Annotated in this window: 25 protein-coding genes and 1 tRNA gene; 10 read left to right on the top strand and 16 right to left on the bottom strand. The window is 61.4% G+C overall.

Annotated features, from left to right (window positions below; genetic code table 11):
* Positions 1-124 precede the first annotated feature (124 nt).
* Genes LVY65_RS12530 through LVY65_RS12515 form a run of 4 tightly spaced genes read left to right on the top strand, consistent with a single transcriptional unit; the run spans position 125 to position 3547 of the window.
* A complete protein-coding gene (locus tag LVY65_RS12530; RefSeq protein WP_235068588.1) occupies positions 125-1228 on the top strand; it encodes an MlaE family lipid ABC transporter permease subunit in 1104 nt (367 codons plus the stop codon).
* Complete coding sequence (locus LVY65_RS12525) at positions 1225-2004, top strand: ABC transporter ATP-binding protein (protein ID WP_235068587.1); 780 nt, start codon at positions 1225-1227, stop codon at positions 2002-2004. Before LVY65_RS12530 ends, LVY65_RS12525 begins: the two co-directional genes overlap by 4 nt.
* 5 nt (positions 2005-2009) lie before the next feature.
* Positions 2010-2963 (top strand): MlaD family protein, encoded by a 954-nt coding sequence (locus LVY65_RS12520; protein ID WP_235068586.1) that lies wholly within the window; start codon positions 2010-2012, stop codon positions 2961-2963.
* The gene (locus LVY65_RS12515; RefSeq protein ID WP_235068585.1) at positions 2960-3547 is read left to right on the top strand and encodes an ABC-type transport auxiliary lipoprotein family protein; all 588 of its coding nucleotides are present in this window, start codon (positions 2960-2962) and stop codon (positions 3545-3547) included. The genes LVY65_RS12520 and LVY65_RS12515 overlap by 4 nt, the downstream gene beginning before the upstream one ends.
* Positions 3548-3581: 34 nt before the next feature.
* On the opposite strand, the gene pepN is transcribed toward LVY65_RS12515, so the two are convergent.
* From pepN to LVY65_RS12495, 4 genes are all read right to left on the bottom strand, one after another.
* Complete coding sequence (pepN, locus tag LVY65_RS12510) at positions 3582-6185, bottom strand: aminopeptidase N (protein WP_235068584.1); 2604 nt, start codon at positions 6183-6185, stop codon at positions 3582-3584.
* 10 nt (positions 6186-6195) lie between these two features.
* On the bottom strand, positions 6196-7128 hold the full coding sequence (locus LVY65_RS12505) for a DMT family transporter (protein WP_235068583.1): 933 nt from the start codon (positions 7126-7128) through the stop codon (positions 6196-6198).
* Positions 7125-8126: a threonine aldolase family protein gene (locus tag LVY65_RS12500; RefSeq protein ID WP_235068582.1), complete on the bottom strand. Its 1002-nt coding sequence runs from the start codon at positions 8124-8126 to the stop codon at positions 7125-7127. The genes LVY65_RS12505 and LVY65_RS12500 overlap by 4 nt, the downstream gene beginning before the upstream one ends.
* Positions 8127-8239: 113 nt before the next feature.
* Positions 8240-8314: transfer RNA gene (locus LVY65_RS12495), tRNA-Thr, on the bottom strand.
* Positions 8315-8405: 91 nt separating this feature from the next.
* Here LVY65_RS12495 and LVY65_RS13285 point away from each other — a divergent pair.
* The gene (locus LVY65_RS13285) at positions 8406-8534 is read left to right on the top strand and encodes a hypothetical protein (RefSeq protein WP_268828752.1); all 129 of its coding nucleotides are present in this window, start codon (positions 8406-8408) and stop codon (positions 8532-8534) included.
* Positions 8535-8616: 82 nt separating this feature from the next.
* Here the strand turns inward: LVY65_RS13285 and LVY65_RS12490 are convergent, their stop codons facing one another.
* Entirely contained in the window at positions 8617-10416 is a 1800-nt protein-coding gene (locus LVY65_RS12490) for an aminopeptidase P family protein (RefSeq protein WP_235068581.1), read from the bottom strand.
* A 91-nt stretch (positions 10417-10507) separates the two neighbouring features.
* On the opposite strand from LVY65_RS12490, the gene LVY65_RS12485 reads away from it, so the two are divergent.
* Positions 10508-12574, top strand: a complete 2067-nt coding sequence (locus tag LVY65_RS12485; RefSeq protein ID WP_235068580.1) for a S9 family peptidase — start codon at positions 10508-10510, stop codon at positions 12572-12574.
* On the opposite strand, the gene LVY65_RS12480 is transcribed toward LVY65_RS12485, so the two are convergent.
* From LVY65_RS12480 to LVY65_RS12470, 3 genes are all read right to left on the bottom strand, one after another.
* A complete protein-coding gene (locus LVY65_RS12480) occupies positions 12575-12901 on the bottom strand; it encodes a TraR/DksA family transcriptional regulator (protein WP_235068579.1) in 327 nt (108 codons plus the stop codon). It lies immediately after the preceding gene.
* An 86-nt stretch (positions 12902-12987) separates the two neighbouring features.
* Positions 12988-13362, bottom strand: coding sequence for a hypothetical protein (locus tag LVY65_RS12475; RefSeq protein ID WP_235068578.1), 375 nt, complete (start codon positions 13360-13362; stop codon positions 12988-12990).
* 214 nt (positions 13363-13576) lie between these two features.
* Positions 13577-13990, bottom strand: a complete 414-nt coding sequence (locus tag LVY65_RS12470) for a hypothetical protein (RefSeq protein ID WP_235068577.1) — start codon at positions 13988-13990, stop codon at positions 13577-13579.
* Positions 13991-14212: 222 nt separating this feature from the next.
* Here LVY65_RS12470 and LVY65_RS12465 point away from each other — a divergent pair, with 222 nt between their 5' ends.
* Positions 14213-14779, top strand: coding sequence for a thermonuclease family protein (locus tag LVY65_RS12465; protein ID WP_235068576.1), 567 nt, complete (start codon positions 14213-14215; stop codon positions 14777-14779).
* Between the two features lie 49 nt (positions 14780-14828).
* Here LVY65_RS12465 and LVY65_RS12460 read toward each other — a convergent pair whose 3' ends face one another.
* Positions 14829-15443 carry a hypothetical protein gene (locus LVY65_RS12460; RefSeq protein ID WP_235068575.1) on the bottom strand — a complete coding sequence of 205 codons (615 nt, stop codon included), beginning with the start codon at positions 15441-15443 and terminating at the stop codon, positions 14829-14831.
* A 127-nt stretch (positions 15444-15570) separates the two neighbouring features.
* On the opposite strand from LVY65_RS12460, the gene LVY65_RS12455 reads away from it, so the two are divergent.
* The 3 genes from LVY65_RS12455 to LVY65_RS12445 all read left to right on the top strand — a co-directional run bounded on the left by LVY65_RS12455 (position 15571) and on the right by LVY65_RS12445 (position 17092).
* On the top strand, positions 15571-16143 hold the full coding sequence (locus LVY65_RS12455; RefSeq protein WP_235068574.1) for a hypothetical protein: 573 nt from the start codon (positions 15571-15573) through the stop codon (positions 16141-16143).
* Positions 16144-16308: 165 nt separating this feature from the next.
* Complete coding sequence (locus tag LVY65_RS12450) at positions 16309-16656, top strand: HNH endonuclease (RefSeq protein WP_235068573.1); 348 nt, start codon at positions 16309-16311, stop codon at positions 16654-16656.
* 190 nt (positions 16657-16846) lie between these two features.
* The gene (locus LVY65_RS12445) at positions 16847-17092 is read left to right on the top strand and encodes a hypothetical protein (protein ID WP_235068572.1); all 246 of its coding nucleotides are present in this window, start codon (positions 16847-16849) and stop codon (positions 17090-17092) included.
* Positions 17093-17272: 180 nt separating this feature from the next.
* Here the strand turns inward: LVY65_RS12445 and LVY65_RS12440 are convergent, their stop codons facing one another.
* The 7 genes from LVY65_RS12440 to LVY65_RS12410 form a co-directional block, all read right to left on the bottom strand.
* A complete protein-coding gene (locus LVY65_RS12440) occupies positions 17273-18829 on the bottom strand; it encodes an HNH endonuclease family protein (RefSeq protein ID WP_235068571.1) in 1557 nt (518 codons plus the stop codon).
* 97 nt (positions 18830-18926) lie between these two features.
* On the bottom strand, positions 18927-19505 hold the full coding sequence (locus LVY65_RS12435; protein WP_235068570.1) for a hypothetical protein: 579 nt from the start codon (positions 19503-19505) through the stop codon (positions 18927-18929).
* Positions 19506-19605: 100 nt separating this feature from the next.
* Positions 19606-20661, bottom strand: coding sequence for a ribonucleotide-diphosphate reductase subunit beta (locus LVY65_RS12430; protein WP_235068569.1), 1056 nt, complete (start codon positions 20659-20661; stop codon positions 19606-19608).
* Between the two features lie 6 nt (positions 20662-20667).
* A complete protein-coding gene (locus LVY65_RS12425) occupies positions 20668-20937 on the bottom strand; it encodes a hypothetical protein (protein ID WP_235068568.1) in 270 nt (89 codons plus the stop codon).
* Positions 20934-21158 carry a hypothetical protein gene (locus tag LVY65_RS12420; RefSeq protein ID WP_235068567.1) on the bottom strand — a complete coding sequence of 75 codons (225 nt, stop codon included), beginning with the start codon at positions 21156-21158 and terminating at the stop codon, positions 20934-20936. The genes LVY65_RS12425 and LVY65_RS12420 overlap by 4 nt, the downstream gene beginning before the upstream one ends.
* Complete coding sequence (locus LVY65_RS12415; RefSeq protein ID WP_235068566.1) at positions 21158-21385, bottom strand: hypothetical protein; 228 nt, start codon at positions 21383-21385, stop codon at positions 21158-21160. Before LVY65_RS12415 ends, LVY65_RS12420 begins: the two co-directional genes overlap by 1 nt.
* A gap of 27 nt (positions 21386-21412) precedes the next feature.
* Positions 21413-23290 carry a ribonucleoside-diphosphate reductase subunit alpha gene (locus LVY65_RS12410; RefSeq protein WP_235068565.1) on the bottom strand — a complete coding sequence of 626 codons (1878 nt, stop codon included), beginning with the start codon at positions 23288-23290 and terminating at the stop codon, positions 21413-21415.
* Between the last annotated feature and the right edge of the window lie 307 nt (positions 23291-23597).

Here is a 23597-nt window from a genome sequence, read left to right as displayed (position 1 = left end):
CTTGGCTGAAGTGGGCGCATCATTCGGCATGATGTTCGCGCTATACGGCATCAACTCTGGCAACAAAGTGGCAAAGTGCACTCGGGCTTGCCGCTCATATCGATTTCGCGCAGGGTCGGTCGCGATGGGGGAACAGTCGACCACCTCAGAACCGGAATCCGGCGCTAACGTCTATCGCTGCGTCGGCTCGATTACGATTGCGCGCGCGGGATCGACCCAGCGCGAGCTGGAAGCCGTGCCTGACCCGCTGACGATCGATCTTGGCGGCGTCGAGAAAATGGACACCGTCGGGGCCTGGCTTATTTACCGCAGCGTCCGCGATCGCGGGGCAAAGGTGATCAACGTTAGCAGCGAAGTCTGCGGCTTGCTCGACCAGGTCGCGGATTTCGATACGCCCGTGCAGATCCGGCCGGAAGAACGGCCGGGGCCACTCCGGATTCTCGACGAAGTAGGCGGATGGGTGTCCGACGCCGGCGAAACCCTGGTCGGCCTGGTCGGGTTCCTGGGCTCGGTTTTGCTGGGGTTCGCAGCCATCGTTCGCCGGCCCAAGCGATTCCGGATCAATGCCGTTATCCAGCGCTTTGACCTGGTCGGTGTCAGGGCGCTGGGGATTATCGGCCTGATGAGTTTTCTGATTGGTATCGTGATCGGCCAACAGGGCGCGGTGCAGCTGCAGCAGTTCGGCGCCGAGATTTACACGATCAATCTCATCGGCCGAATCACTATTCGCGAACTCGGTACGTTGATGACTGCAATCATGGTTGCCGGCCGCTCCGGCTCGGCCTTCGCCGCTCAGCTGGGAACCATGAAACTGACCGAGGAAATCGATGCGATGCGAACGATTGGCGTGTCGCCGATCGAAGCATTGGTCATCCCGCGCATGCTGTCCGCGGTCGTAATGATGCCGCTGCTTTCATTTTATTCGATGCTCATCACGATCATCGGCGGCGGCATATTCTGCTGGATCAGCCTTGACATACCGCCGCTGACCTACGTCCAGCGGCTGCAGGAAGTCGTGCCGATGCGCGACCTGTGGATAGGCCTGATCAAGGCGCCGGTGTTCGGGTTCATTATCGGCCTGGTCGGCTGCTTCCAGGGCATGATGGTAGAAGGCGATTCGGAGCAGGTTGGAACGCGCACTACCGCCGCGGTGGTTCAGGCGATCTTCCTGGTGATCGTCCTCGACGCCGTATTTGCGGTCTTCTTCAGTTCAGTCGGCTGGTTATGAGCGACGAAATCATCATTACCATCCGAGGCCTTCGCAACAGCTTCGGTGAACAGGTCATCCACGAGGATCTCGACCTCGACGTGAGGCGCGGGGAAATACTCGGTGTGGTCGGCGGCTCAGGTACCGGAAAGTCGGTGCTGATGCGCTCGATTATCGGCCTGCAGACGCCAGACGAAGGTGAGGTCGAGGTTCTCGGCGAGAATATGATCGGCCGCGAAGAGGATGAAGCAAAGAATATTCGCCGGCGATGGGGAGTACTGTTCCAGAACGGCGCCTTGTTCTCGACCCTAACGGTCGCCGAGAATGTTGAGGTGCCAATCCGGGAATATTTCCCCTTCATCAAAGAGCCGCTGCTGGACGAGATTGCCGGCTACAAGATCGCAATGTCGGGACTGCCTGCAAATGCCGGGCCCAAATATCCGTCAGAACTTTCGGGAGGCATGCGCAAGCGCGCCGGCCTCGCTCGCGCATTGGCACTCGATCCCGAATTGCTCTTCCTCGACGAGCCGACCGCCGGTCTCGACCCGATCGGCGCCGCCGCATTCGACGAGCTGATCGAAGGGTTGAAGGAACGACTTGAGCTTACCGTTTTTCTTATCACCCACGATCTCGACACGCTTTGGGCAATTTGCGACCGCGTGGCAGTGCTGGCTGATCGGAAGGTCGTTGCCGTGGGAACGATTGAAGAATTGCTCGCCTTGGACCATCCTTGGATTCAAGAATATTTTAACGGGCCCCGCGGACGCGCGGCTCTTGCCGGGTTGAAGGGGCGCTAGCGCAGATGGAAACGCGTTCGAACCATGTCCTCGTTGGGGCTGTGACCTTGGCCCTGCTGGCAGGCCTGCTGGTATTTATCGTCTGGCTTGCCGGCCTGTCGAACAAGACCACCAAGTGTTTCGACATCTACTTCAGCCAGGGCGTCGAGGGGCTCAACAAGGGTTCGTCGGTCAATTTCCAGGGCGTACCGGTTGGCCAGATCCAGAAGATCAGCCTGTTGCCCGACCGCCCCGAATTCGTCTGGGTGCGGGTCGAAGTCGATGCCCAAACTCCTGTGCTCCAGGGTACGACTGCGCAGATCAAGGGCGTCGGTTTCACCGGGGTCAGCGAAATCGCGCTTGAGGGGGCGGTTAAGGGAGGCCAGCCATTGGTGCAGGTCGGGCCGCAGGGCTGCCCGGTGATTCCGGCCAGCTCGGGCGGCCTTGGCGCGTTGCTCAATTCGGCGCCGGAATTGATCGACCGAATCCAGCGGCTCACGGAACGCCTGACCGAGCTCTTGTCAGACAAGAACCAGAATTCGGTTTCGGACATCCTCGAGAATGTCGACAAGACGACCCGAGTTCTGGCTGAGCGCGCACCCGACCTTGCGGATGCAATCGGCGATGCACGGATTGCTGCGCGCAATGCTGGCGTGGCCGCCGAGCGCGTCGGCCTGCTCGCCGACAGCACGACCAAGCTGGTCAATGAACAGGGTAAGCCAGCGGCAGAAGATCTGCGCAAGGCGATCGCGTCCCTGCAGCATACTGCCGATAACCTTGATGCCGTCATCGCCGATGCCCGGCCCGGCATTCAGAACTTCTCGAAGTCGACCCTGCCAGAGGCCAACCGCCTGGTTCGCGACCTGCGTGACCTGTCGGCTTCGCTTCGTCAGTTCAGCGACCGGCTGAACAATGATGGTGCCGCTGGCGTCCTCGGCCCCGAAAAACTTCCCGACTACAAGCCCGGAAAGACGAAATGATGCGTATGACCCGCCTGTCCCTCGTCGCGCTGGGCGCATTGTCGCTCGCTTCCTGCTTCGGCGGCAAGAAGGTTCCGCCGACGCTCTTGACCCTGACCAGCTCGGCGTCCGCGCCGGCGAGCATCAGCCGCGCCGCCGGGCCGGGCGATGCGATCACAATCGACGTCCCCGTCGTTCCCAAGGAACTGGCGACGACCCGCGTCCCAGCGCTCATCGGCCCGACCGCAATTGCCTACATCAAGGACGTGCAGTGGGTCGAAAGCCCTGATCGCCTGTTCCAGGACCTGGTGCAGGAGACGGTCATTCGCACCACCGGCCGCGTGGTGCTCGATCCGCGCCAGGCATCACTCGATCCGGGGCTACACCTCACCGGAACGCTAAGTCGCTTTGGCTATGATGCGCAGGAAGGGGCGGTGATCGTTCGCTACGATGGCGCGCTGGCCGCTGTTGGTGGCACGCGGGTCGAAACCCGGCGTTTCGAGGCACGGGAGCCTGCCGACGGCACGGCCGCCACGGTGGGACCAGCGCTCAACAACGCCGCCAACCGCGTCGCGGCTGAGGTGGCGCAGTGGGTGGGCGGCTGACCTAGCAGTACCCCGGCCGTCATCCCGGGAACTATTATGCCAAACTCTTGCTCGCCTGCTCGAACACATCCTTGCTTAGTCCTGGCGTCGCAACGATCCGTTCGAGCTCGGCGCGCATCAGCTTGGCGCGCGTTGGTTCGAAGCGACGCCAACGGCCAATCGACGGCACCTGGCGCGCGGCAACCTGCGGATTGATCCGGTCGACTTCCAGGATCATGTCGGTAACGAAGCGGTAGCCGCGACCGGAGGCATGGTGAAACGCCCATTGATTGGCGGCGAAATTGCTTACCAGTGCTCGCCATCGGTTGGGGTTGCGAACAGTGAAATCCGGATGTTTGGCCAGCGCTTCGACCACGTCGACCGTATCCTCGTGCTGCGCCGCTGCCTGGAGCGCAAACCATTTGTCGAGCACCAGGCTGTCGTCCCGGTAGCGTTCGAAGAATGCGGCGAAGGCGGCTTCCCGCTCCGGTCCGTCCATGCTGGCAAGCACCATCATCGCGCCCTGGCGATCGGTCATATTGTCGGCTGCATCAAACTGCGCCTTAGCCAATGCCGCGCCGCGTTCTGGATTCCCAGCGGCGAGCAATGAAAGCGCCACCGATTTGAGCCGACGGATGCCCTTGGCCTGCGGCGACAAATCGGCTCCGCTAATGCTGACCGATTGGGCACGGCCCAACTCGTCGGCCAACGCCGCCCCGATTGCCGAGCGCAGGGTTTCGCGACTGCTATGAATGGCGTCCGGATCGACCAGCTCCATCCGGTCACCGATCAGCCCCTCGGTCGGCAGCGACAGCGCCTCGCCCTTGAACGCCGGATCGAGCGCATTGGAAATAAGCGTGCCGCGCATCGCCGCAATGACTGAAGTGGAATCGGCAGATTCGCCGCGCGCGCCCGCGAGCAGCGCGCGCATCATCAGTTCCTGGCAAGCTTCATAGCGGGCGAATGGATCGGGATCGACTTCCGCCAGCCGCTCAAGTTCGCCGGCCCGCCGCTCGACATCGAGGAGGACCGGCGCCGAGAATTCTCGATTGATCGAGAGCAGGGGAGGCTCAACCACGCCCTCGAACCGGACGCTTGCCGAACCCTCCGTCAGAAGGACGAGTTGCTCTTCTCCCTGGGGAACACCGCTGTCGGCCCCGATCAACGCGGTCTTGAGGGGCAGCACCATCGGCGACTTGCCTGTCTGGCCAGGCGTGTCCGGGATGGATTGGGCAAGATGCAGGATAGCGGTCGCGTTGGATGCGTCATGCTCGACATGCGCCTTGACCCGCGGGGTGCCGGCCTGACTGTACCAAAGCCGGAATTGGCTGAGGTCGACTCCGCTGGCATCCTCCATCGCGCGAACAAAATCCTCGCAGGTGACGGCCTCACCGTCGTGCCGCTCGAAATAAAGGTCGCTGCCCTTCCGAAAGGCCTCAGGGCCGAGGATCGTCTGCATCATGCGGATCAGCTCGGCGCCCTTGTTGTAGACGGTCGCAGTGTAGAAGTTGGTGATCTCGATATAGCTTTCCGGCCGCACCGAATGCGCCAGCGGGCCTGCGTCCTCCGGGAACTGCGCTGCGCGGAGCAATCGAACGTCCTCGATCCGCTTGACCGCCTTGGAACCCATGTCGCCCGAAAAACTTTGGTCGCGGAAGACGGTGAAACCTTCCTTCAGGCTCAACTGGAACCAGTCGCGGCAGGTGACTCGATCGCCCGACCAGTTGTGAAAATATTCGTGCGCCACGACCCCCGCGATATTGTCGAAGTCGATATCGGTCGCCGTGTCCTCGTCCGCCAATATGTAGCGGGAATTGAAGATGTTGAGCCCCTTGTTCTCCATCGCGCCGAAGTTGAAGTCGTCGACCGCGACGATGTTGAACAAGTCGAGGTCATATTCGCGGCCATAGACTTCCTCGTCCCAGCGCATGGCGGCCTTGAGGCTCTCCATGGCGTGACCGGTCTTGGGAAGGTCCTTCTCCCGAACCCAGATGTTCAGTTCGACTTCGCGCCCGCTCATTGTCGTAAAGCGGTCGCGATTGGCGGATAGGTCGCCCGCAACCATCGCAAACAAATAGCTGGGCTTGGGGAACGGATCTTCCCAATCCGCCCAATGGGTCCCGTTTTCGCCGTCGCCGCTGGCGACAAGGTTGCCGTTGGCGAGCAAAATCGGGAAGCGCGCCTTGTCGGCGCTCATCCGTACCCGATAGCGCGAAAGGACATCGGGCCGATCGGCGTGAAAGGTGATGCGGCGAAAACCTTCGCTTTCGCACTGGGTGCAAAGCAATCCGCCCGAGGCGTACAGGCCCATCAGCTTGCTGTTGGCAGCGGGGGCAATATCGACCTCGGTCTCGATCGTCGCTTCATTCCCCGGCAGTTCGATGACGAGGGCATCTCCCCCCACCCTCCAGTCGGCATCGGCGCCGTTGGCACGCACGACGAGCGGCGTCAGCCCATTTCCGGCCAGCCGAAGCGGCCGGTCATGCTCGCCATTGCGCTTAACCGTCAGCCTCGAGCGCACGTGCGTGCGGTCCGGATCGAGATCAAAGTCGAGCGCAATCTCGGGCACCAGCCAATCGGGTGGCAGGTAATCCTTGCGGTAAATGGCGACATGCTCCGGCGTGGTGGGAGCTTCGGGATGTTCAAGGACGTCGGACATGAGGTCGGACTTAGGCGGCGTCGGGCGCGGTCACAAGCATCGGCCGCCTCCGCCCGGCGAGCGCAAGGAGCATCCCGCCGAGCGCCAGGACGCCGCCCGCCACCGCCAGCGCGCTCCAGCGATAGCCTTCAAAGGCAGTCGACAGGCTCATCGCGATGATCGGCACCATCACGCTCGAATAGGCAGCCTTGCCCGGGCCGATCTTCCGAACCACCGGGAAATACAGTGCGAAGCAGAGCACCGAGCCGAACAGCGCGAGGTAGAATATGCCGGCCCAATATCCCAGCCGCCCCTCAACCACCGGCGGCCCCGCCACCGTGTAGGCAAGCACGGCATCGAGCAGCGCTCCGATCGCCATTGACCATGCCAACAGCGCCAGCAGGGGATGGCGCCTCGCTTCCCTCCCCGCCTGATAGACATTGGCAGAAGAGGCACCCAGCAGCCCCAGCAGGGTCAACGCCAGGCCGATGGCAATATCGCGAGGCTCAGCTGTGCTGGAACGGATCTCATGTACAAACAGGAGTGCGACGCCGGCGATCGCGACCAGCCCGGCCATGAGGAAACGGCGGTTGGGCTTCTGGCCCAGAAAAGCCCAGGCAAGCAGGCTGTTGGGAATCAGCAGCAGCGCAAACACCGTCGCCACCACGCCCGAAGTGATGTAGCGCTCCGCCAGGTAGACGCTGTTGAAATTGACACTGAACTGGGTGACTCCGAGCACCAGCGCAGCGATTAGCCCCCCGCGGTCGAGCTTGAGCGATTGGCCCTTCCACTTTGCGACTAATGCCATCGCGACTGCAGCGATCATGAACCTGTACGCTACCGACCATTGCGGCGGCACCGTGCCGATCTGGTCGCGAATGACGATCCACGTCGACCCCCAAACGCCGGTGAAGATGATGAACGGGACGATGATCGACGCATCGATCCGAACGCCGTCCTTCACACGGCCTCGATCGCCGCCGCGAGCCGGCCGACCGCGTCCATGTCCTGGTCCCAGCTGGTAACCAGTCGAACTTCGTCTGGGCTCCATTCGTAAAAGTCGAAGCCCTGTTCGAACAGCGTCGCGACCTCTTCGGCAGACATGCGCACGAACAGTTCATTGGCCTCGACCGGGTAGATCAGGCGGTTACCGGCCGCCTTGGCCAGCACCGCCGCGGCGGCGTTGGCAGCACGGGCGTTGGTGAGCCACAGGTCATTCTCGAGCATCGCCAATATCTGGGCCGCAAGGTAGCGGCCTTTCGACAGGAGATGCCCTGCACGTTTCCTCAGCCGCGGCACGACCTCGGCTGCGGCCGGATCGAAGAAGATCAGCGCTTCCGCATTCATCCCGCCATTCTTGACGAAACCGAAGCTCAACACGTTCACGCCCGCCCGCCATGTAAGATCGGCCGGATCGGCGCCGGTAAAGGCGATGGCGTTGGCGAAGCGAGCCCCGTCCATGTGGAAGCCGAGCCCACGCCGCCGGGCTACCTCGCCCAGCGCGGCGACCTCGTCCGGCCGGTAGCTCAGGCCATATTCGGTCGCATTGGTGATCGACAGCGCCGACGGCTGGACCTGGTGGACGTCATCTCGGACGCGGGCGCATGCTTCCTCGACCCCATCGGGCGAAAGCTTCGCGCCTTCGCCGGCAAGCAACGTCAGCTTGGCGCCATGGGTGAAGAAGCCCGGCGCTCCGGCTTCGTCCACTTCGATATGCGCTACCTCATGGCACAGGATCGCGCCATGCGGCGGGCATAGCGTGGCGAGGCCGAGGCAGTTGGCAGCGGTTCCCGTCGTCACCCACAAAGCGCGGACCTGCTTGCCGAACAAGTCGGAAAAAGCCCCGTCGAGCCGCTGCGACCATTCGTCGCCGTCATAAGCCGTATCGATCCGGTTCGCCCTGGTGAGCGCCTCCATCACCTGGGGACAGGCCGCGGCGGCATTGTCGGAGAAGAAGCGCATCGACGCCCGCATGGCGGGGGCGAGGCGGCTCGTCAATGTGGGGAAATGGAAGTCGTGGCGGTGAAATCAGATTTCCATGCTCGCCATGCCCCCGGCATGGCTGTGCGTGGAAATGGTGCTGCCGGTGAGGATTGAACTCACGACCTCAGCCTTACCAAGGATGCGCTCTACCACTGAGCTACGGCAGCATGTCGGAATGACGGGCGGGCCTATGGCCGACCCCCGTCCAACCGTCAACCCGCTTGCCGAGCGGGCGCGGGAATATTAGCCGCATGTGGCATGCGCAAGGGCGACAAGGACAAGGAAGAGCGGCTCGCCGCGGCGCTGCGCGAAAACCTCAAGCGGAGGAAGGCGCAATCGCGTGAAGCTCAGCCGAAAAAGGACCCGACCCAGGCGGCCAACGAGTAGCCCGTGTCGAGCCCGCGATTGAGCGCAACACGCGGCCCGAGAATGTAGAGCGCCGCAAGCGTCCAGCCGAGCGCGATCCAGCCTAGCGGCTTAGCGCCGCACATTGCCTTTCCAGCCATGCCTTATCCTCCCACGAAAGCTGCGGGCCAATCAGGGCCAGCACCTTTGCATGATAATCGTTGAGCCAGTCGAGCTCGCGGTCGGTCAGCATCGCTACGTCGATCAGCTTTTTCTCGATCGGCACATAGGTCAGCGTTTCGAACCCGAGCATCTCCTTCTCGGCGCCCGCGACATTTTTCTCGACCACCAGCACCAGATTCTCGATCCGGATCCCATATTCGTTCGGCTTATAATAACCGGGCTCGTTCGAAATGATCATCCCCGCCTGAAGCGGTTCGTCGCCGCCCGACTGCGAACTGCCGACCGGCGCGATCCGCTGCGGCCCTTCGTGCACTGCCAGAAAAGCGCCTACGCCATGGCCGGTGCCATGGGCATAGTCGACGCCCGCTTCCCACAGCGGCCGGCGGGCGAAGCTGTCGAGTTGCGAACCTCGCGTGCCCTTGGGGAATAACGCGGTGGCAATGGCGATGTGGCCCTGCAGTACGCGGGTAAAGCGGTCGATCATCTCCGCGGTCGGTTCGCCGATCGGCACGGTGCGGGTGATGTCGGTGGTACCGTCCTGGTACTGCCCGCCCGAATCGACCAGGTAGAGCGTTCCGGTCGTGAAGGGCAGGTTGGACTCCGCCGTTCCCTTGTAGTGCGGCAATGCGCCGTTGGGCCCGAAGGCCGAAATGGTGTCGAAGCTGAGGTCCTTTAGGCCGCCCAATTCCTCGCGGAATCCGAGAAGCTTATCCTGTGCGATCATTTCGTCGATCCCGCCGTTCGGGGCCTCTTCCTCGACCCACTTCAGGAACCGCGACACCGCCGCGCCATCGCGCGCTTGTGCTGCCTGGTGCCCTGCAATCTCGACCTTGTTCTTTACCGCCTTGGGCAGCACGGCCGGATCGCGGCGGCTGAGGATGCGCGCGCCACCTTCTTCGAGCGCTTGCGAAATCGCCGCGACCGAGCGCTCGGGGTCGACCGCCACCAGCTTGCCAGCCAGCGATCGCAGAAAGGTCTCAAACTCATCACGTTCGTGCAGTCGCACACCGTTGCCGAGATGCGCGCGGACGTCGTCGCCCACCTTCTCGCCCTCGACGAACAAGTCGGCGGTGCCATCACTATGGGCTACTGCATAGGCCAGGGCGACCGGGGTGTGGGTAACGTCGGCGCCCCGGACGTTGAACGTCCAGGCGATCGAATCGAGCGCAGCCAGCACCGCCGCATCGGCGCCCTCCTTGGCCAGCCAGTCGGCCATGCCATGGCGCTTGTCGGCGGACGATTGTCCCGTCAGTTCCTCGGGCTGGACGATCAACCTTGCCTTCGATGGTTCAGGCCGGTCGGCCCAAACTGCATCGATCGGGTTCCTCTTAACCGCAACCAGTTCGGCACCCTTGGCGGCCAGCTGGGCCGTGGCCTGCTTCACCCAATCGGCTGTGTGTAACCAGGGATCGTAACCGATCTTGGCGCCCTGCGGCGCATGTTCCTTCAGCCATTGCGAGATGCTGGTTTCGGGGACGGACTGGTAGCTCCACTCGGTCGGGCTGACCTGCTGCCGCACCTGGATCGTATAGCGGCCGTCGGTGAAGATCGCCGCTTGTTCCGGCAGTACGACCGCGGAGCCGGCGGAGCCTTTGAATCCGGTCAGCCACGCAAGCCGCTGTGCGTAGCTTCCGACATATTCGCTCATATGCTCGTCGGTCAGCGGGACGACGAAGCCGTCGAGACGGTCCTCCTTCAGCTGTTGGCGGAGGGCAGCGAGACGGTCGGCATAGGATGACATACGGCACCTTCTTCAAGCGAATGGGTGAATCGGTCCCCTCTAACGCCGTTTTGCGCTGGACGCGACCGCTGCCGATTGCTTGATGGCGACGATGAACAAAGCTCCGAACCTGCCCGCCCCGCCGACCGCCGAACAGCGCCCTTATAGCTACGAACGCCATGGCATCCGCATTGACGATCCTTGGGCGTGGCTACGGGATAAAGACTATCCCGACGTCCAGGATGAGGCGGTCCTTGGCTACCTCAAGGCCGAAAATGCCTATTTCGAAGCATTGATGGGACCGCACAAGCAGCTCATCGACGAACTGTTCGAAGAGATGAAGGGCCGGATCAAGGAAGACGACGCCTCGGTCCCGATCAAGGACGGCAACTGGCTCTACTGGTCGGAATTCAAGAAGGGCACCCAGTACCGCGACTGGTACCGCAAGCCTGCGGCTGGAGGCAAAGGGACGCTGATCTACAGCGAGAATGCAGAGGCTGAGGGCAAGGAATATTACCGGCTCGGCGCCTTCGCAGTCAGCCCGGACGGCAAGCTGCTCGCCACCCTGGCTGACGACGACGGATCGGAACGGTTCAAGCTGGTTGTCCGCGATCTTGCGACCGGCAATGATATCGAGACGGTGACCAGGGTTGGCATCGGCAACCCCGTCTGGACGAGCGATTCGACGGGCCTGGTCTTCACCGAAGTCAACGACCAGTGGCGCAGCTACCGTGCGCAATATCATCGCATCGGCGACGATCCGGCGAAGGCGGTGACGCTTTATGAGGAGAAGGACGACATTGCCTTCTCGGTCGGCGCGGCACGCTCGACCGACGACAGCCGGATCTTCATCTCGACCGGCAACAACTCATCGAACGAGGTGCGCATCGTTCCGGCCGACGATCCGACCATGCCGCTGGTGCTGGTCAAGCCTCGCCGGCCGGATATCCAGTATGAGATCGACGCAGCCCACGGCAGGCTGTGGATCCTGACCAACGATAGCCATGTCAATTTCCGCATCGCTTCGGCCGACCCGGCAAAGCCCGGCGAGTGGGCCGAGGTGGTGGCGGGGAGCGACCGCACCTACCTCCGCGGCCTAACCAGCCACCGCGACCACCTCTTGATCGGCAGCCGGGTCGACGGCCTCGATCAGCTCATCTTGCGCGACTACCCCAGCGGCAGGGAAGAGCGCGTTCCCTTCGCCGAGGCGAGCTACAGCGCCAGCTTCTCCGGCAATCCCGAATATGCCCCCGACAGCTACCGCCTGGCCTATTCGTCGATGGTCACGCCGCAGACGACTTACGACTATCATCCGGCGGAACAGCGGTTGGAGGTCCGCAAGGTCCAGGAAATCCCGTCAGGCTATGATTCCAGCCAATATGTCACCGAACGGCTGATGATTCCCGCCCGGGACGGCAAGCGGATCCCGGTATCGGTCCTCCGCCGCAAGGAGTTCGCCAAGGACGGATCGGGCAAGCTGTTCGTCTATGGCTACGGTGCCTACGGCTATGCAGTCCCGCCCAGCTTCTCGACCAGCCGCCTCAGCCTGGTCGATCGCGGCTTCGCCTTTGCCATCGCCCACATCCGCGGCGGCGACGACCTTGGCTACCAATGGTTCCTCGACGGCAAGCTGAAGCAGCGGACCAACAGCTTCAACGATTTCGTCGACGTGACCCGAGGCCTGATCGCAGAGGGTTATGCGAAGGCCGGGCGGGTCGCTGCGCAAGGCGGATCGGCCGGCGGCGAATTGATGGGCGCGGTGGTCAACCAGGCGCCGGAACTGTTCGGGGCGGTGGTTGCCGACGTTCCGTTTGTCGATGTCTTGAACACTATGCTCGACGATACGCTTCCGCTGACCCCCGGCGAGTGGACGGAATGGGGCAACCCGATCACCGATCCCGACGCATTCCACCTGATCAGGAGCTACAGCCCCTACGACAATGTCGAGGCCAAGGCCTATCCGGCGATGTTGATCACCGGCGGCCTTACCGACCCGCGGGTGACTTATTGGGAGCCGGCCAAATGGGCGGCCAAGCTCCGCGCCACCAAGACCGACGACAATCTGCTGCTGCTGAAGATCAACATGGGCGCGGGTCATGGCGGCAAGTCGGGCCGCTGGAACTCGCTGTTCGAAGTGGCGGAGGCTTATGCGTTCGTGATTACCCAGCTGGGCGATTGATCACTCCGCGGCGCGGGCGCAGTCGATGCACAGCGCTGCTTCGGGGCGGGCCTCGAGCCGGGCCGGGGCGATGTCCTCGCCACAGCGGACGCATTCGCCATAGGTGCCGTCCACGATCCGCCCAAGCGCGCGCTTTACCGAGGCGATTTCCTTCGCAACCAGCGCGCCCTGGCCTTCCAGCGAGGCGTCATCCTCCATCTCGACCGCCTGCTCGCCGCTGTCGGCATTGAGCGGCTCGGCAAGGTCTTCCGCGATGCGCGCCTGGCGCGCTTCAAGCTCGGCGAGCTGGACTTCAAGGCGAGCCTTGGCGGCGGCGACGTCGGGCATTGCTATTCTCCCCTCACGCAATCGGAACGGAGCGTAGCAAGGCGCAGCGGCCGAGACTAGCGCGGCGTTTGATCAAGCGTACCGCGCTAGCAGCGCCAGCCGCTGCCGGACGACCACATCCTCTCGCAATTGGTGTTGGTCATGACCCAGCGCGGGAAGGCGCGGTCGGGGCGATCGTGCCACCAGTCGTTGTAGCTGTCGGCCTCCCACGTCCGGTTGTTGTACAGGGCCCATTCGCCGCCCTCGTACCAGGTGCCGATCGCTCCGCCGTCGTCGAACCGCCCGTGACGGCCGCGATCGCCATGGCCGCCAAAGCCGCGATGAACGCGCACACCGGTGCCGCCATTGCCACTGGGAACGCCGACGAAGGCTGCGCTGGCCGAGCTTTGCGCCTGGGCCGGGAAGGCCGGAACCGCGGCGGCGGCAAGTATGGCCGCCGTGGCAAGCAACAGATTTCGCATGTCGCCTACTCCTAAAATTGTCCGTTTCGGACGCGGCATGAACGCAGGACCGGGGCAGTCGTTCAATTGGGAGAATCGCTGATGTCGGCAGGGTTTACAGTCTGGGGCGCCAAAGCCGCGTCCCCCGGACGGTCTAGCCTCTCATCATCGGGACTAACGCTGTCCCCCGGACAGCTACTCCCGATCACCGGGACTAAACCGTCCCCCGGACGGTCTAGTCGCGGTGATTATCCCAGATCATCGACACTATCCGCCACCCCAGGTCGGGGTGGCGGAAGAGTTGGATGGAGTTGATTCCGCGGCGCTCGGGGGTGGCGTCGTCGGGGGCGGTGCGCGCTTCGTAGTTGCTCCAGACGTGGGCCATGTTGCCGAACCGGTCGATACGGCGGCCGGTCTCCACTTCGTAAAAGTCGTTAGCGGCGAAGAAGGGCGTGACGTTGGCGGCATATTCGTCCGGCCCCATCGCCAGCATCCCCGGCCGCCCTTGATCGTCGACGAAGGTCCGTACCAGCCGCGCTTCGGGCAGGAAGCAGTTGGCGTGACGGCCCCAGTCCCGCGGCCCCGCCGGGCCGGAAATCATGTCGTACATCTCATCGATAACGGCGCCGATCGCCTGTTCGTCAGTCATGGTCACCCCCACGCATTGCGCCCGAAGCAGACAAAACAGACACTACGTCCCCCATGGATTTCGGGCTTCGGGAAAGATTGCCGTTGGTTTGGGGAAGGCAGGATTCCGGTTCGAATGCCACGTCGCCGAAGATCATGACGCGCCGGGGACGTGTAGGACAGAAAATTCGACCGCCGGACGTAAAGTGGTGCGCTTCTTGCCGAAATTGATTAAACTAAATCAATGCGGGGGCGTAACAAATTCCGCGTCGTCGATGGCGGACGACGCTGGACCAAGGCACAGGATTATCAGCGGACCAGCACGGGTTGGTGGCGCTATTCGGGTATCTGGCTGGGTGCGATCCTGGTCGGCCTGATTGCCGGCGTGGGGCCGAGCTGGCTTGGCGGGGTTGGCGCTTCAGGCGGGGAGGAAGTGCAGGCGCTTCTCGGCGGCGCCAGCGGCGTCAGGGCGCGCTTCGGCTCCTGCCACGTCGGCGGCGGCTATAATTGCGTGGTCGATGGCGACACGCTCTACGTTGAGGGCGTGAAGATCCGGGTGGCGGACATCGACGCGCCCGAAACGCACGAGCCGCGCTGCGCCAGCGAAAAGGCGCTGGGAGACCGCGCGACCGACCGGCTGCGTCAGCTGGTCAATAAGGGAACGGTGACGCTGGCCCCGATCGACCGCGACGAGGACCGCTATGGCCGCAAGTTAAGGATCGTGAAGGTCGACGGCGATTCCGTCGGCGACACGCTGGTCGGCGAGGGGTTGGCGCGATGGTATGCGGGCGGACGACGGCCGTGGTGCTGATATGACGATCCAACGAATGCCGAAGCGTGAAGTGGCTAAGTTGCTTTTATCACGGCACTGGGCGCACCTTGCTCGCGCGATAGATCGAAGGTTGAATGCCAGCAGCGCAAGGTGGCGGCGGTTGGGTAAACACCCCGTTGAGGCAGCCCAACAGCACCCACTCGATGGGCTTGCTCCAATTCGGCGATTTTTCGGCAACATAATCATAGACGGCGGATGTATCCGTCACCGGGGTCGAATGGCTGCCTGCCCCGACCCCTTTGAGGCAATATTGACTGTCGGAAGGCTTGATCCAGCAAGTCCCACCTTGCGTGGCAGGTAGCTGGTCAGTGTCGAGGCAGTAGCCGTACCATTCCTCAGGCTGTCCAGGTACCGCGATATTGCATTCTTCCTGTTTGGTGCACGACTTGCCTTCAACCGGAATCTTCGCAAGCAGGCAGGCGCCTCCGATTGTCGCTGGTGCCTCGAATGGCTCGTTTGGCTTTGCCGCGCGAATCTCGAAAGTTGCGTGAAGTGTGCGGATATTTCCGGCGTCGCTCACGATCTTCTGCGGATCGACAGTCATCGCGCCAGACGGAGGCTTCGGGTTAGCCCCAGGATTAGAATTGCAGGCGGTGGCGAATAAGGTGGCGCTGCACAGCAGGCCGAGCGTGAACTGACGCATAGACGAAGCTCCTGCATCAAGATCGATTCGGCGGCGTTACGGTTAACACCGACCTCCGACTTAGGCCATTGGACATTGCGGGGCTGGATTGCTTCGTTACGCTCGCAATGACGAAGAGGGGCCTCCCATGAAACCACCGAAATCCGTGCAGACGCTGACCCAGCTTGGGCGGGTGCGGTTGTCGAAGAGCTTCTTCATGCGCGACATGCTCTATTCGGAGATTGCGCAGGTTCATGGGCTATTGAACGTGCCCGACGATCCCGACCTGGCGATCGCGGCGGGAACGCGGCTGTGCGAGGAGTTGCTGGAGCCGCTGCAGGATCATTGGGGGCGGATCGCGATCCGATCCGCCTATCGCAGCCGGGAAGTGAATGCGCTGGGCAACAAGATGATGCGCCTGGGCAAGGCGGGCTATAATTGCGCCATCAACGAGACCAGCGCGGCCGGCCACATCTGGGACATGCGCGACCGCAACGGCCATATGGGCGCGGTGGCCTGCGTCGTCGTACCGGCCTTTTACGACCGGCATCACGGGCCGGGCGACTGGCAGATACTGGCCCGCTGGATCCACGATCACCTGCTCTATTCGACCCTGTGTTTTTACCCGACCTATTGGGCGGTCAACATCGGCTGGCACGAGCGGCCGGAACGGCGGATCGACAGCTTTGTGGCGCCGAAGGGGCGGTGGGTGGCGAGTTAGTGCGGTCGGCGTTGTTCTAGCCTCTTCCCCGCGTCCTGGCCGACATTTACCGCATGTCAGCAAATTGTTCGTATCCGCCACCCAATGGGTGCGATGGGACCTCAAAAACGCGAACAAATTCGCGCTCGGCTTGGTACCGACGACTGTTGGTGGTGTTTCAAGCCAATGGATTTTACATCCGGCGCTCGCAAAACTCAGAAGCCGACAATTGAGCATCTGCAACCCAAGTCGCTCGACGGAACCGATGCCCTCGAGAATTTGGTCTTGTGTCACCCGGGCTGCAACAAACAGCTAGGCGATCGTCCCCGCGACGAAAAAGAGCGCCTCCGGGCTCGCCGCTTGAGGAGGATGCAGAAATCGAACCCGCCGGTTGCCATCGCAACCCCCGCCAAAGCGGCTTCAGCCATCATCGCGACACGTTCCGGCCCGCCCAACTGGCGCAGCATCGCGTTGATCGCACTCACGCTTGCGGCGTTCTTTGCAGGTCTCAGCATCGGCCAAATGCTGAGCTGACGGGGAGCGAGGTCGTCACGGAGTAAATCCGTGACGTCGATCACCTCTCCCCCGAATCAAGTCCGGGCTCGGGTGTCGGCCGGATCTCGCCGTCTCTCGACGTAACGACGCTCGCTTCGCTCCGCTTACGTTACGCTCGGCGGCTCGATTGCTAACCCGATGATAACCGCTTCGTTGTAATTACCGATGCATGGCCCGTCCGCTCTCAACCGGAAAGAAGTCCGTCAACCTGGCGACGCCCGAAGTGCGCGTATCAAAAATCCGCTGCGATCCGCCGCCGGTGGTGAAGGAGAAGATCGTCCTCGATCCGGACGAGCGGGACCAATGGAATGTGGTCGTCGGCGTCCTTGCCTTCACGCTCGCCATCTTCGTCATCATTCTGGCGGTCAGCAGCTACACCGACCACTCCCCCCGGCAATATACCGTGCAAGTTTGAGCCGCAGAGCGCAGGTGAGCGAATGCGAAGCTTTCGGGAGGCAGCGCGAAGAGACGGCGAATATCGGCCGGCGCCCGAGCGAAGTGAGAGGCGTTCGACGTCACGGATTTGCTCCGGGACGGCTTCAATCGAGGGGAAAGAGACGGAAAAGGTATTGCGGAAATGATGCGCTGATGCCCGCTAACCCTTCAGGCTGTTGCAATAAGGATGTGTGATTTGGCAATTCTTTTCCTCGCCCGTACCACCATCCTTCTTCCTCTGAACGTGGTCATATGAGGCTGATTTAGTGGGGTCCAAATAGCCGCCACATAGTGGGCACGTTAATGCCTGCTTGAACGCTTCGCGAAGGAAAGCAGAACTCTTCGCATCGTCAGAGAAATCCGCGCCAGGCTTCGACTGAATGGTATAAAGTCGGCTCTCAAGGCCAAGAATTTCAGCAAATGCGTTTGGCGTAATCTCCGTCTCTTCAGAACCAGCCGTTTCAATTATGTAGTTTAATATTTTGACCCCGCCATCGACGCGTACCTTGCTACCCAGGGCTGAAATCAAAAGCGTAATAATGCCTTTATGCTCTATCAAAAGCCTTTCGACAGTTTGCCGACGATCCGTGAAAGCTTTAAACCAATTTTTGTCATTGTTCCTCAGTTTGCTCGAAAGTAGGCCGAACATTGCCAACATCAGCGGAGGATAGTGACGACCTTTCGCAGTATAAAAATAGACGAACGGATGGAGGCCCAAGCTCTTTGGCTTATTGCCAATCATTCTGGCTACAACCTGCTCAAGTTCCTGCAAAACCTCAATCGTCCGCTCACCGGTTTCATCGTCTTGAAAATCTTCAATTGGCCGAGCCTCTCGATCAGCAAGCTGGGCAAGTGTAATTAAGAGATCCAAAGCGTCCGTAACGGAAGTGGTTCCACCTAATGGAAGATCAATCGTCTTTATAGGCGACGTGACTTCAGGAGAAAACAGCGATTTATGTATTTCCTTCGCCTTCACTGAAATCTGATCTTGAATATCGTCACGGAACTTTGACCAGTATTTGTGTCCGGTCGCCGCGCGCACGACTGATCGAGCAGCGATCGCAGGCGCCTTGCGGCGATTCTTCAGAATTCTCGACTCGACTGGATCCAGTACTGACCCCTGCGTATTGATCTTGAAGAACGAAGATTCGGCCTTATCGGCATCTCCGACAATCCATTGGACTTGTAAGCCACGGGTCGCAAAATTCATTATTCTCGGGTCGGGCGCTTCGTCATCTTCCTTTGCATTTAGCTTTGCCTGAAAATGCTGGAAGGTTCCTGCACGTAAGATCAGTTCAGTTCTAGTTTTCCTCGCCAAACTCCGCTGGGCTTGGGGGATTTCACCCTTAAAGAAGGTCAGTGAACGAGGTCCGTCCCCGTAGTCGTCCTGGGCCCACGCCAAAAGGGCGCTGAGCCGGTGACCTCCATCAATTACAAAGACGTGTGTGTCGGACTTCCACAGAATCACGGCGGGAATGAGCTCGCCGTTCAGGAAGCTCTCGACGAGCATCGCAATTTGCAGCGGCTTCCACTGCGTAGTCTCGCGCTGGAAATCTGGCTTTCGTAAGAGTTTTGGGAGCCAGGCCCCGTCCCCAACCAGGTCCTTGAGCGCAATTTTTTCGAAATTATCTGACGTTTGGGTTGCCGCCTTGGAATCATCATTTGCGAAGTCTGACCGCATGATCATCGCGTCGAGATTCACTGTATTAAAGGCCATATTTACACTCCGCCGTCACTCAAAACGGCTGCTGACAGGTCAATTTGATTCGGCGCTTGCTATCCTGTTGAATTGCAAATTTAGGTCAAGTGTGGCCTTAACGTACGATCTCCATGTCCCTCTGAAGTTGCCGCTTCTTCGCCACCTGTATTTTCTGAGCAAGTGCAACTTCACGAGGGTCGCCGGTAGTTAGATCTCGCGCTGCATCTTCCAGCATTTCAATTGCCCGTTCATCATCTCCTTTGGATAACGCTTGCTCACCAAGCCACACTTTCTCCCTGAACGTAAGCTCGCCCAAGGTCATCGTGTTGCCTCCGGCCTGTGACATTCCATAAATAAACATGAAGAGTAGGAAGCCGCCCACACTGAAGGCCGACAGCGCGTAAAATTCGTTTTTGCGATTCCTCATCTCCGCCATCACGCCGAGAAACAGGAATACGAGGCCGAGGCCAATACAAAGCGCCATCAACAAAGCCAACGGCGATCCATCTGGCGACAATACGATTTGAAGGCCGCTGGTCGCAGTGATAATCGATCCAACGAAAACGCCGAAGCTTACCAACAAAAATCCACGTCGAAATTCTGCATACCGTGGGAATGCCTTCAAGCACTCCGCAATGAATGCAACGATCGTAATTGCGCCCGAAACGGTCGCGAGGTTTAGCCAGCCAAGCAAGGTTATTTTGCTGCCCCCTGTGCGGAGATTCCATCGACCCTCAAGGTCGCTGGAGCCTTGAAGTCCGCTCCGCCCCAGCCCGCAAGTGGACGCCGAATGATCATTCAGCAGCAACCCCAGCCCTAGAGAACATATCCTCCCCGTCACCCTCGCCGCTCGGCGTATCGTTCGCGGCCTTTGCCTTCTGCCGCCGGTCGAAATTGTCCCACACCTCGCCCCAATTGCCGCGGGTCGCGGCCTTGGAATATTCGGTCGCGCGGGTTTCGAAGAAGTTGGCGTGCTCGACGCCGTTCAGCATCGGCGCGAGCCAGGGCAGCGGGTGCTCGTCGACCATGTAGATCGGCTTGAAGCCCAGCTGCCCAAGCCGCCAATCGGCGATGTAGCGGATGTACTTCTTGATCGAATTGGGGGTCATGCCCTCGACCGGGCCATGTTCGAACGCCAGGTCGATGAACGCATCCTCCAGCCGCACCGTCTTCTGGCAGACATCCAGGATGTCTTCCTTGACCGACTTGGTCAGGCAGTCGCGTTCCTTGACGAAGGCGTGGAACAGGCGGGTGATGCCTTCGCAATGCAGGCTCTCGTCGCGCACGCTCCAGCTGACGATCTGCCCCATGCCCTTCATCTTGTTGAAGCGCGGGAAGTTCATCAGCATGGCGAAGCTGGCGAACAGCTGCAGCCCCTCGGTGAAGCCGCCGAACATGGCCAGCGTTTTGGCGATGTCCTCGTCGGTGTCGACGCCGAAGGTCGCCAAATAATCGTGCTTGTCCTTCATCTCCTTATACTGAAGGAACATGCCATATTCGCTTTCGGGCATGCCGATGGTGTCGAGCAGATGGCTGTAGGCGGCGATGTGCACCGTCTCCATGTTCGAAAAGGCGGCGAGCATCATCTTGATCTCGGTCGGCTTGAACACCCGGCCGTATTTTTCGTGGTAGCAGTCCTGCACCTCGACATCGGCCTGGGTGAAGAAGCGGAAGATCTGCGTCAGCAGGTTGCGCTCATGATCCGACAGCTTTTGCGCCCAGTCGCGGCAATCCTCACCCAAAGGCACTTCCTCGGGCATCCAGTGGATCTGCTGCTGGCGCTTCCAATATTCGAACGCCCAGGGGTATTCGAAGGGTTTGTACTGCTTACGGGCTTCGAGGAGGGGCATAACAAACTACCTTCTTTTTGCACTGCGGGCGCCGACGCCCAAAAAGCAGATGCCGATGAAATATCCGAAATCGTACCAGGTGCCGTTGTTGGGAACGGCGTAGACCGCGACATCGTCGGTGAAGACCGAAAAGATGAACGTCACCGGGAAGATGAAGCCGTGCCAAACGCCGAACCAGAAGCCCGGGGCGGACGGCTGCACCGCGGTCGGCGATTCCATCGCCAGGCATCCGGCAAGGGCAACGGCCATGGCAATGACGATAAGCGCGCGCTTCATTGGGCAGCCTCCGCGTTGAGATCGAGCGGGTCGGCGGTCGCATAGGCGATCGCGAAACCGGCCATCAGCAGGCCGAAGGCGGTGGCCATCATCCCGGCGATCAGCATCGCCACGCCCTTCGGGCTCTCGCGGCCCTGGCGGAGCGCGGCGACCAGCACGGCAAGCCCGACCAGCAGCGACACCGCGCCGATCGCGACGAACAGGATGTTGGCCCCGCTCATCAGTCGAGCCTCATCGGATGATAGGCGAGCAGGCCGAGCCCGTGGATCGCCAGGATCGCGCCGATGATCAGCATGATCACCGCGCCCTGGCTGCCATGGTCATGATCCTCCCGCCCGCGGCGGCGATAGAGGATCACCGCCGCGACGATGAAGACCACTCCGGCGCCAAGGGTGAGGGGATGGGCCAGGTACATGGCTTCAGCGATCCTGCGCCACTGACATGCCATGCCGAGGGCTGCCTATGATCCGGGGGATCATTGGCATGCGAGGCACTCGTCATAATCGGTGGTCGGCCCGACCTGGATCTCGCGCAGCTCCGGCGTGTTGTCGGCCTCGACCCCGCCGGCGAAACCGGCGCGCTGCACCGACTTCGAACGGAGGTAGTAGAGCGACTTGATGCCCAGCTCCCACGCGCGGAAGTGGAGCATCATCAGGTCCCACTTGTCGCAATCGGCCGGGATGAACAGGTTCAGGCTCTGCGCCTGGTCGATGAACGGGGTGCGGTCGGCGGCAAGCTCCAGCAGCCAGCGCTGGTCGATCTCGAACGAGGTCTTGTAGACGTCCTTCTCTTCCTGGGTCAGGAAATCGAGGTGCTGGACCGATCCGCCGCGCTCCAGGATCGACGACCACACCGTCTCGCTGTTCTTCGACTTTTCGGTGAGGAGCTTCTCCAGGTACGGGTTCTTGATCGAGAAGCTGCCCGACAGCGTCTTGTGGGTATAGATGTTGGCCGGGATCGGCTCGATGCAGGCCGAGGTGCCGCCGGCAATGATCGAGATCGACGCGGTCGGCGCGATCGCCATCTTGCAGCTGAACCGCTCCATCACGCCCATGTCGGCCGCGTCGGGGCAGGGGCCGCGTTCCTGCGCCAGCATCATCGAGGCTTCGTCGACCTGCGCGCGGATATGCTTGAAGATGCGCAGATTCCACGACTTGGCCATGGCGCCTTCGAACGGCAGTCCGCGCGCCTGGAGGAAGCTGTGGAAGCCCATCACGCCAAGGCCGACCGAACGCTCGCGCTCCGCACTATATTTGGCGCGGGCCATCTCGTCAGGGGCGCGGGCGATGTAATCGCTCAGCACATTGTCGAGGAAGCGCATGACGTCCTCGATGAACTGCTTGTCGCCGTTCCATTCGTCCCAGGTTTCAAGGCTGAGCGACGACAGGCAGCAGACCGCGGTCCGCTCCGCGCCCAGATGGTCGCGGCCAGTCGGAAGCGTGATCTCGCTGCACAGATTGGACGTCGAAACCTTGAGGCCGAGGTCGCGGTGATGCTTGGGCATCGACCGGTTCACCTGGTCGATGAAGATGATGTAGGGCTCGCCGGTCGTAAGGCGGGTCTCGACCAGCTTCTGGAACAGCGAGCGGGCGTCGACCTTGCCGCGCTCCGACCCGTCCTTGGGGCTGCGCAGGATGAACTCGTCCCCGGCCCGTACCGCTTCCATGAACTCGTCGGTGACGAGCACGCCATGGTGCAGGTTCAAGGCCTTGCGGTTGAAGTCGCCGGAGGGTTTGCGGATCTCCAGGAACTCCTCGATCTCCGGATGCGAAACGTCGAGGTAGCAGGCGGCCGAACCGCGGCGGAGCGAGCCCTGGCTGATCGCCAGCGTCAGGCTGTCCATCACCCGGACGAAGGGGATGATCCCGCTGGTCTTGCCGTTGAGGCCGACCGGCTCGCCAATGCCGCGGACACTGCCCCAATAGGTGCCGATGCCGCCGCCCTTGGACGCCAGCCATACATTCTCGTTCCAGGTGCCGACGATGCCGTCCAGGCTGTCGTCGACGCTGTTCAGATAGCAGCTGATCGGAAGGCCGCGGCCGGTGCCACCGTTCGACAGGACGGGGGTGGCGGGCATGAACCACAGCTTGGAGATATAGTCATAGACGCGCTGGGCATGGTCCTGGTCGTCGGCGTAGGCCGAGGCGACGCGGGCGAACAAATCCTGGTAGCTTTCGCCGGGAAGCAGGTAGCGATCGCGTAGCGTCTCCTTGCCGAATTCGGTGAGGAGCGCGTCGCGGTCCGAGTCGGTTTTCACGTCGAACGCGCGATTGTCGATCGTCTTGCTGGTCCGCTTGGTCTCGGTGACCGAGACATCGTCGGCGTTGACGTCGCTCGAGGTTGCAAAATCCATCTCTTTTCCCCGTGCTACTGGCCGTTCTGCGACGGCTTGTTCTGTTTCTGTTCGACTCGGTGCCATGGCGCCAAGCCTAGCCTAAATTCAAGCGCCGCGGGGGTTTTTCGTGGCCCGTTCCCCGATATCCACAGGGCACAAGCGGGCGCCTACGGAAGATAATCATCTTCCGTCCCAACCACAATAGATTGAGATGCCCCCCAACGCTCAAACCAGATATTGTGGTCAAACTGGGTTGGGACGCAAGATCAAAATTAATCCGAAGTGAAAATTTAGCTGCCCTCAGAGGGCGCTGTGGCAGCGGAGT

Origin of the sequence: Sphingomonas cremea (assembly GCF_021502585.1) — a bacterium.
In the GTDB taxonomy this organism is placed as follows: domain Bacteria; phylum Pseudomonadota; class Alphaproteobacteria; order Sphingomonadales; family Sphingomonadaceae; genus Sphingomicrobium; species Sphingomicrobium cremea.
This window is presented reverse-complemented; position numbering and strand designations above follow the sequence as displayed.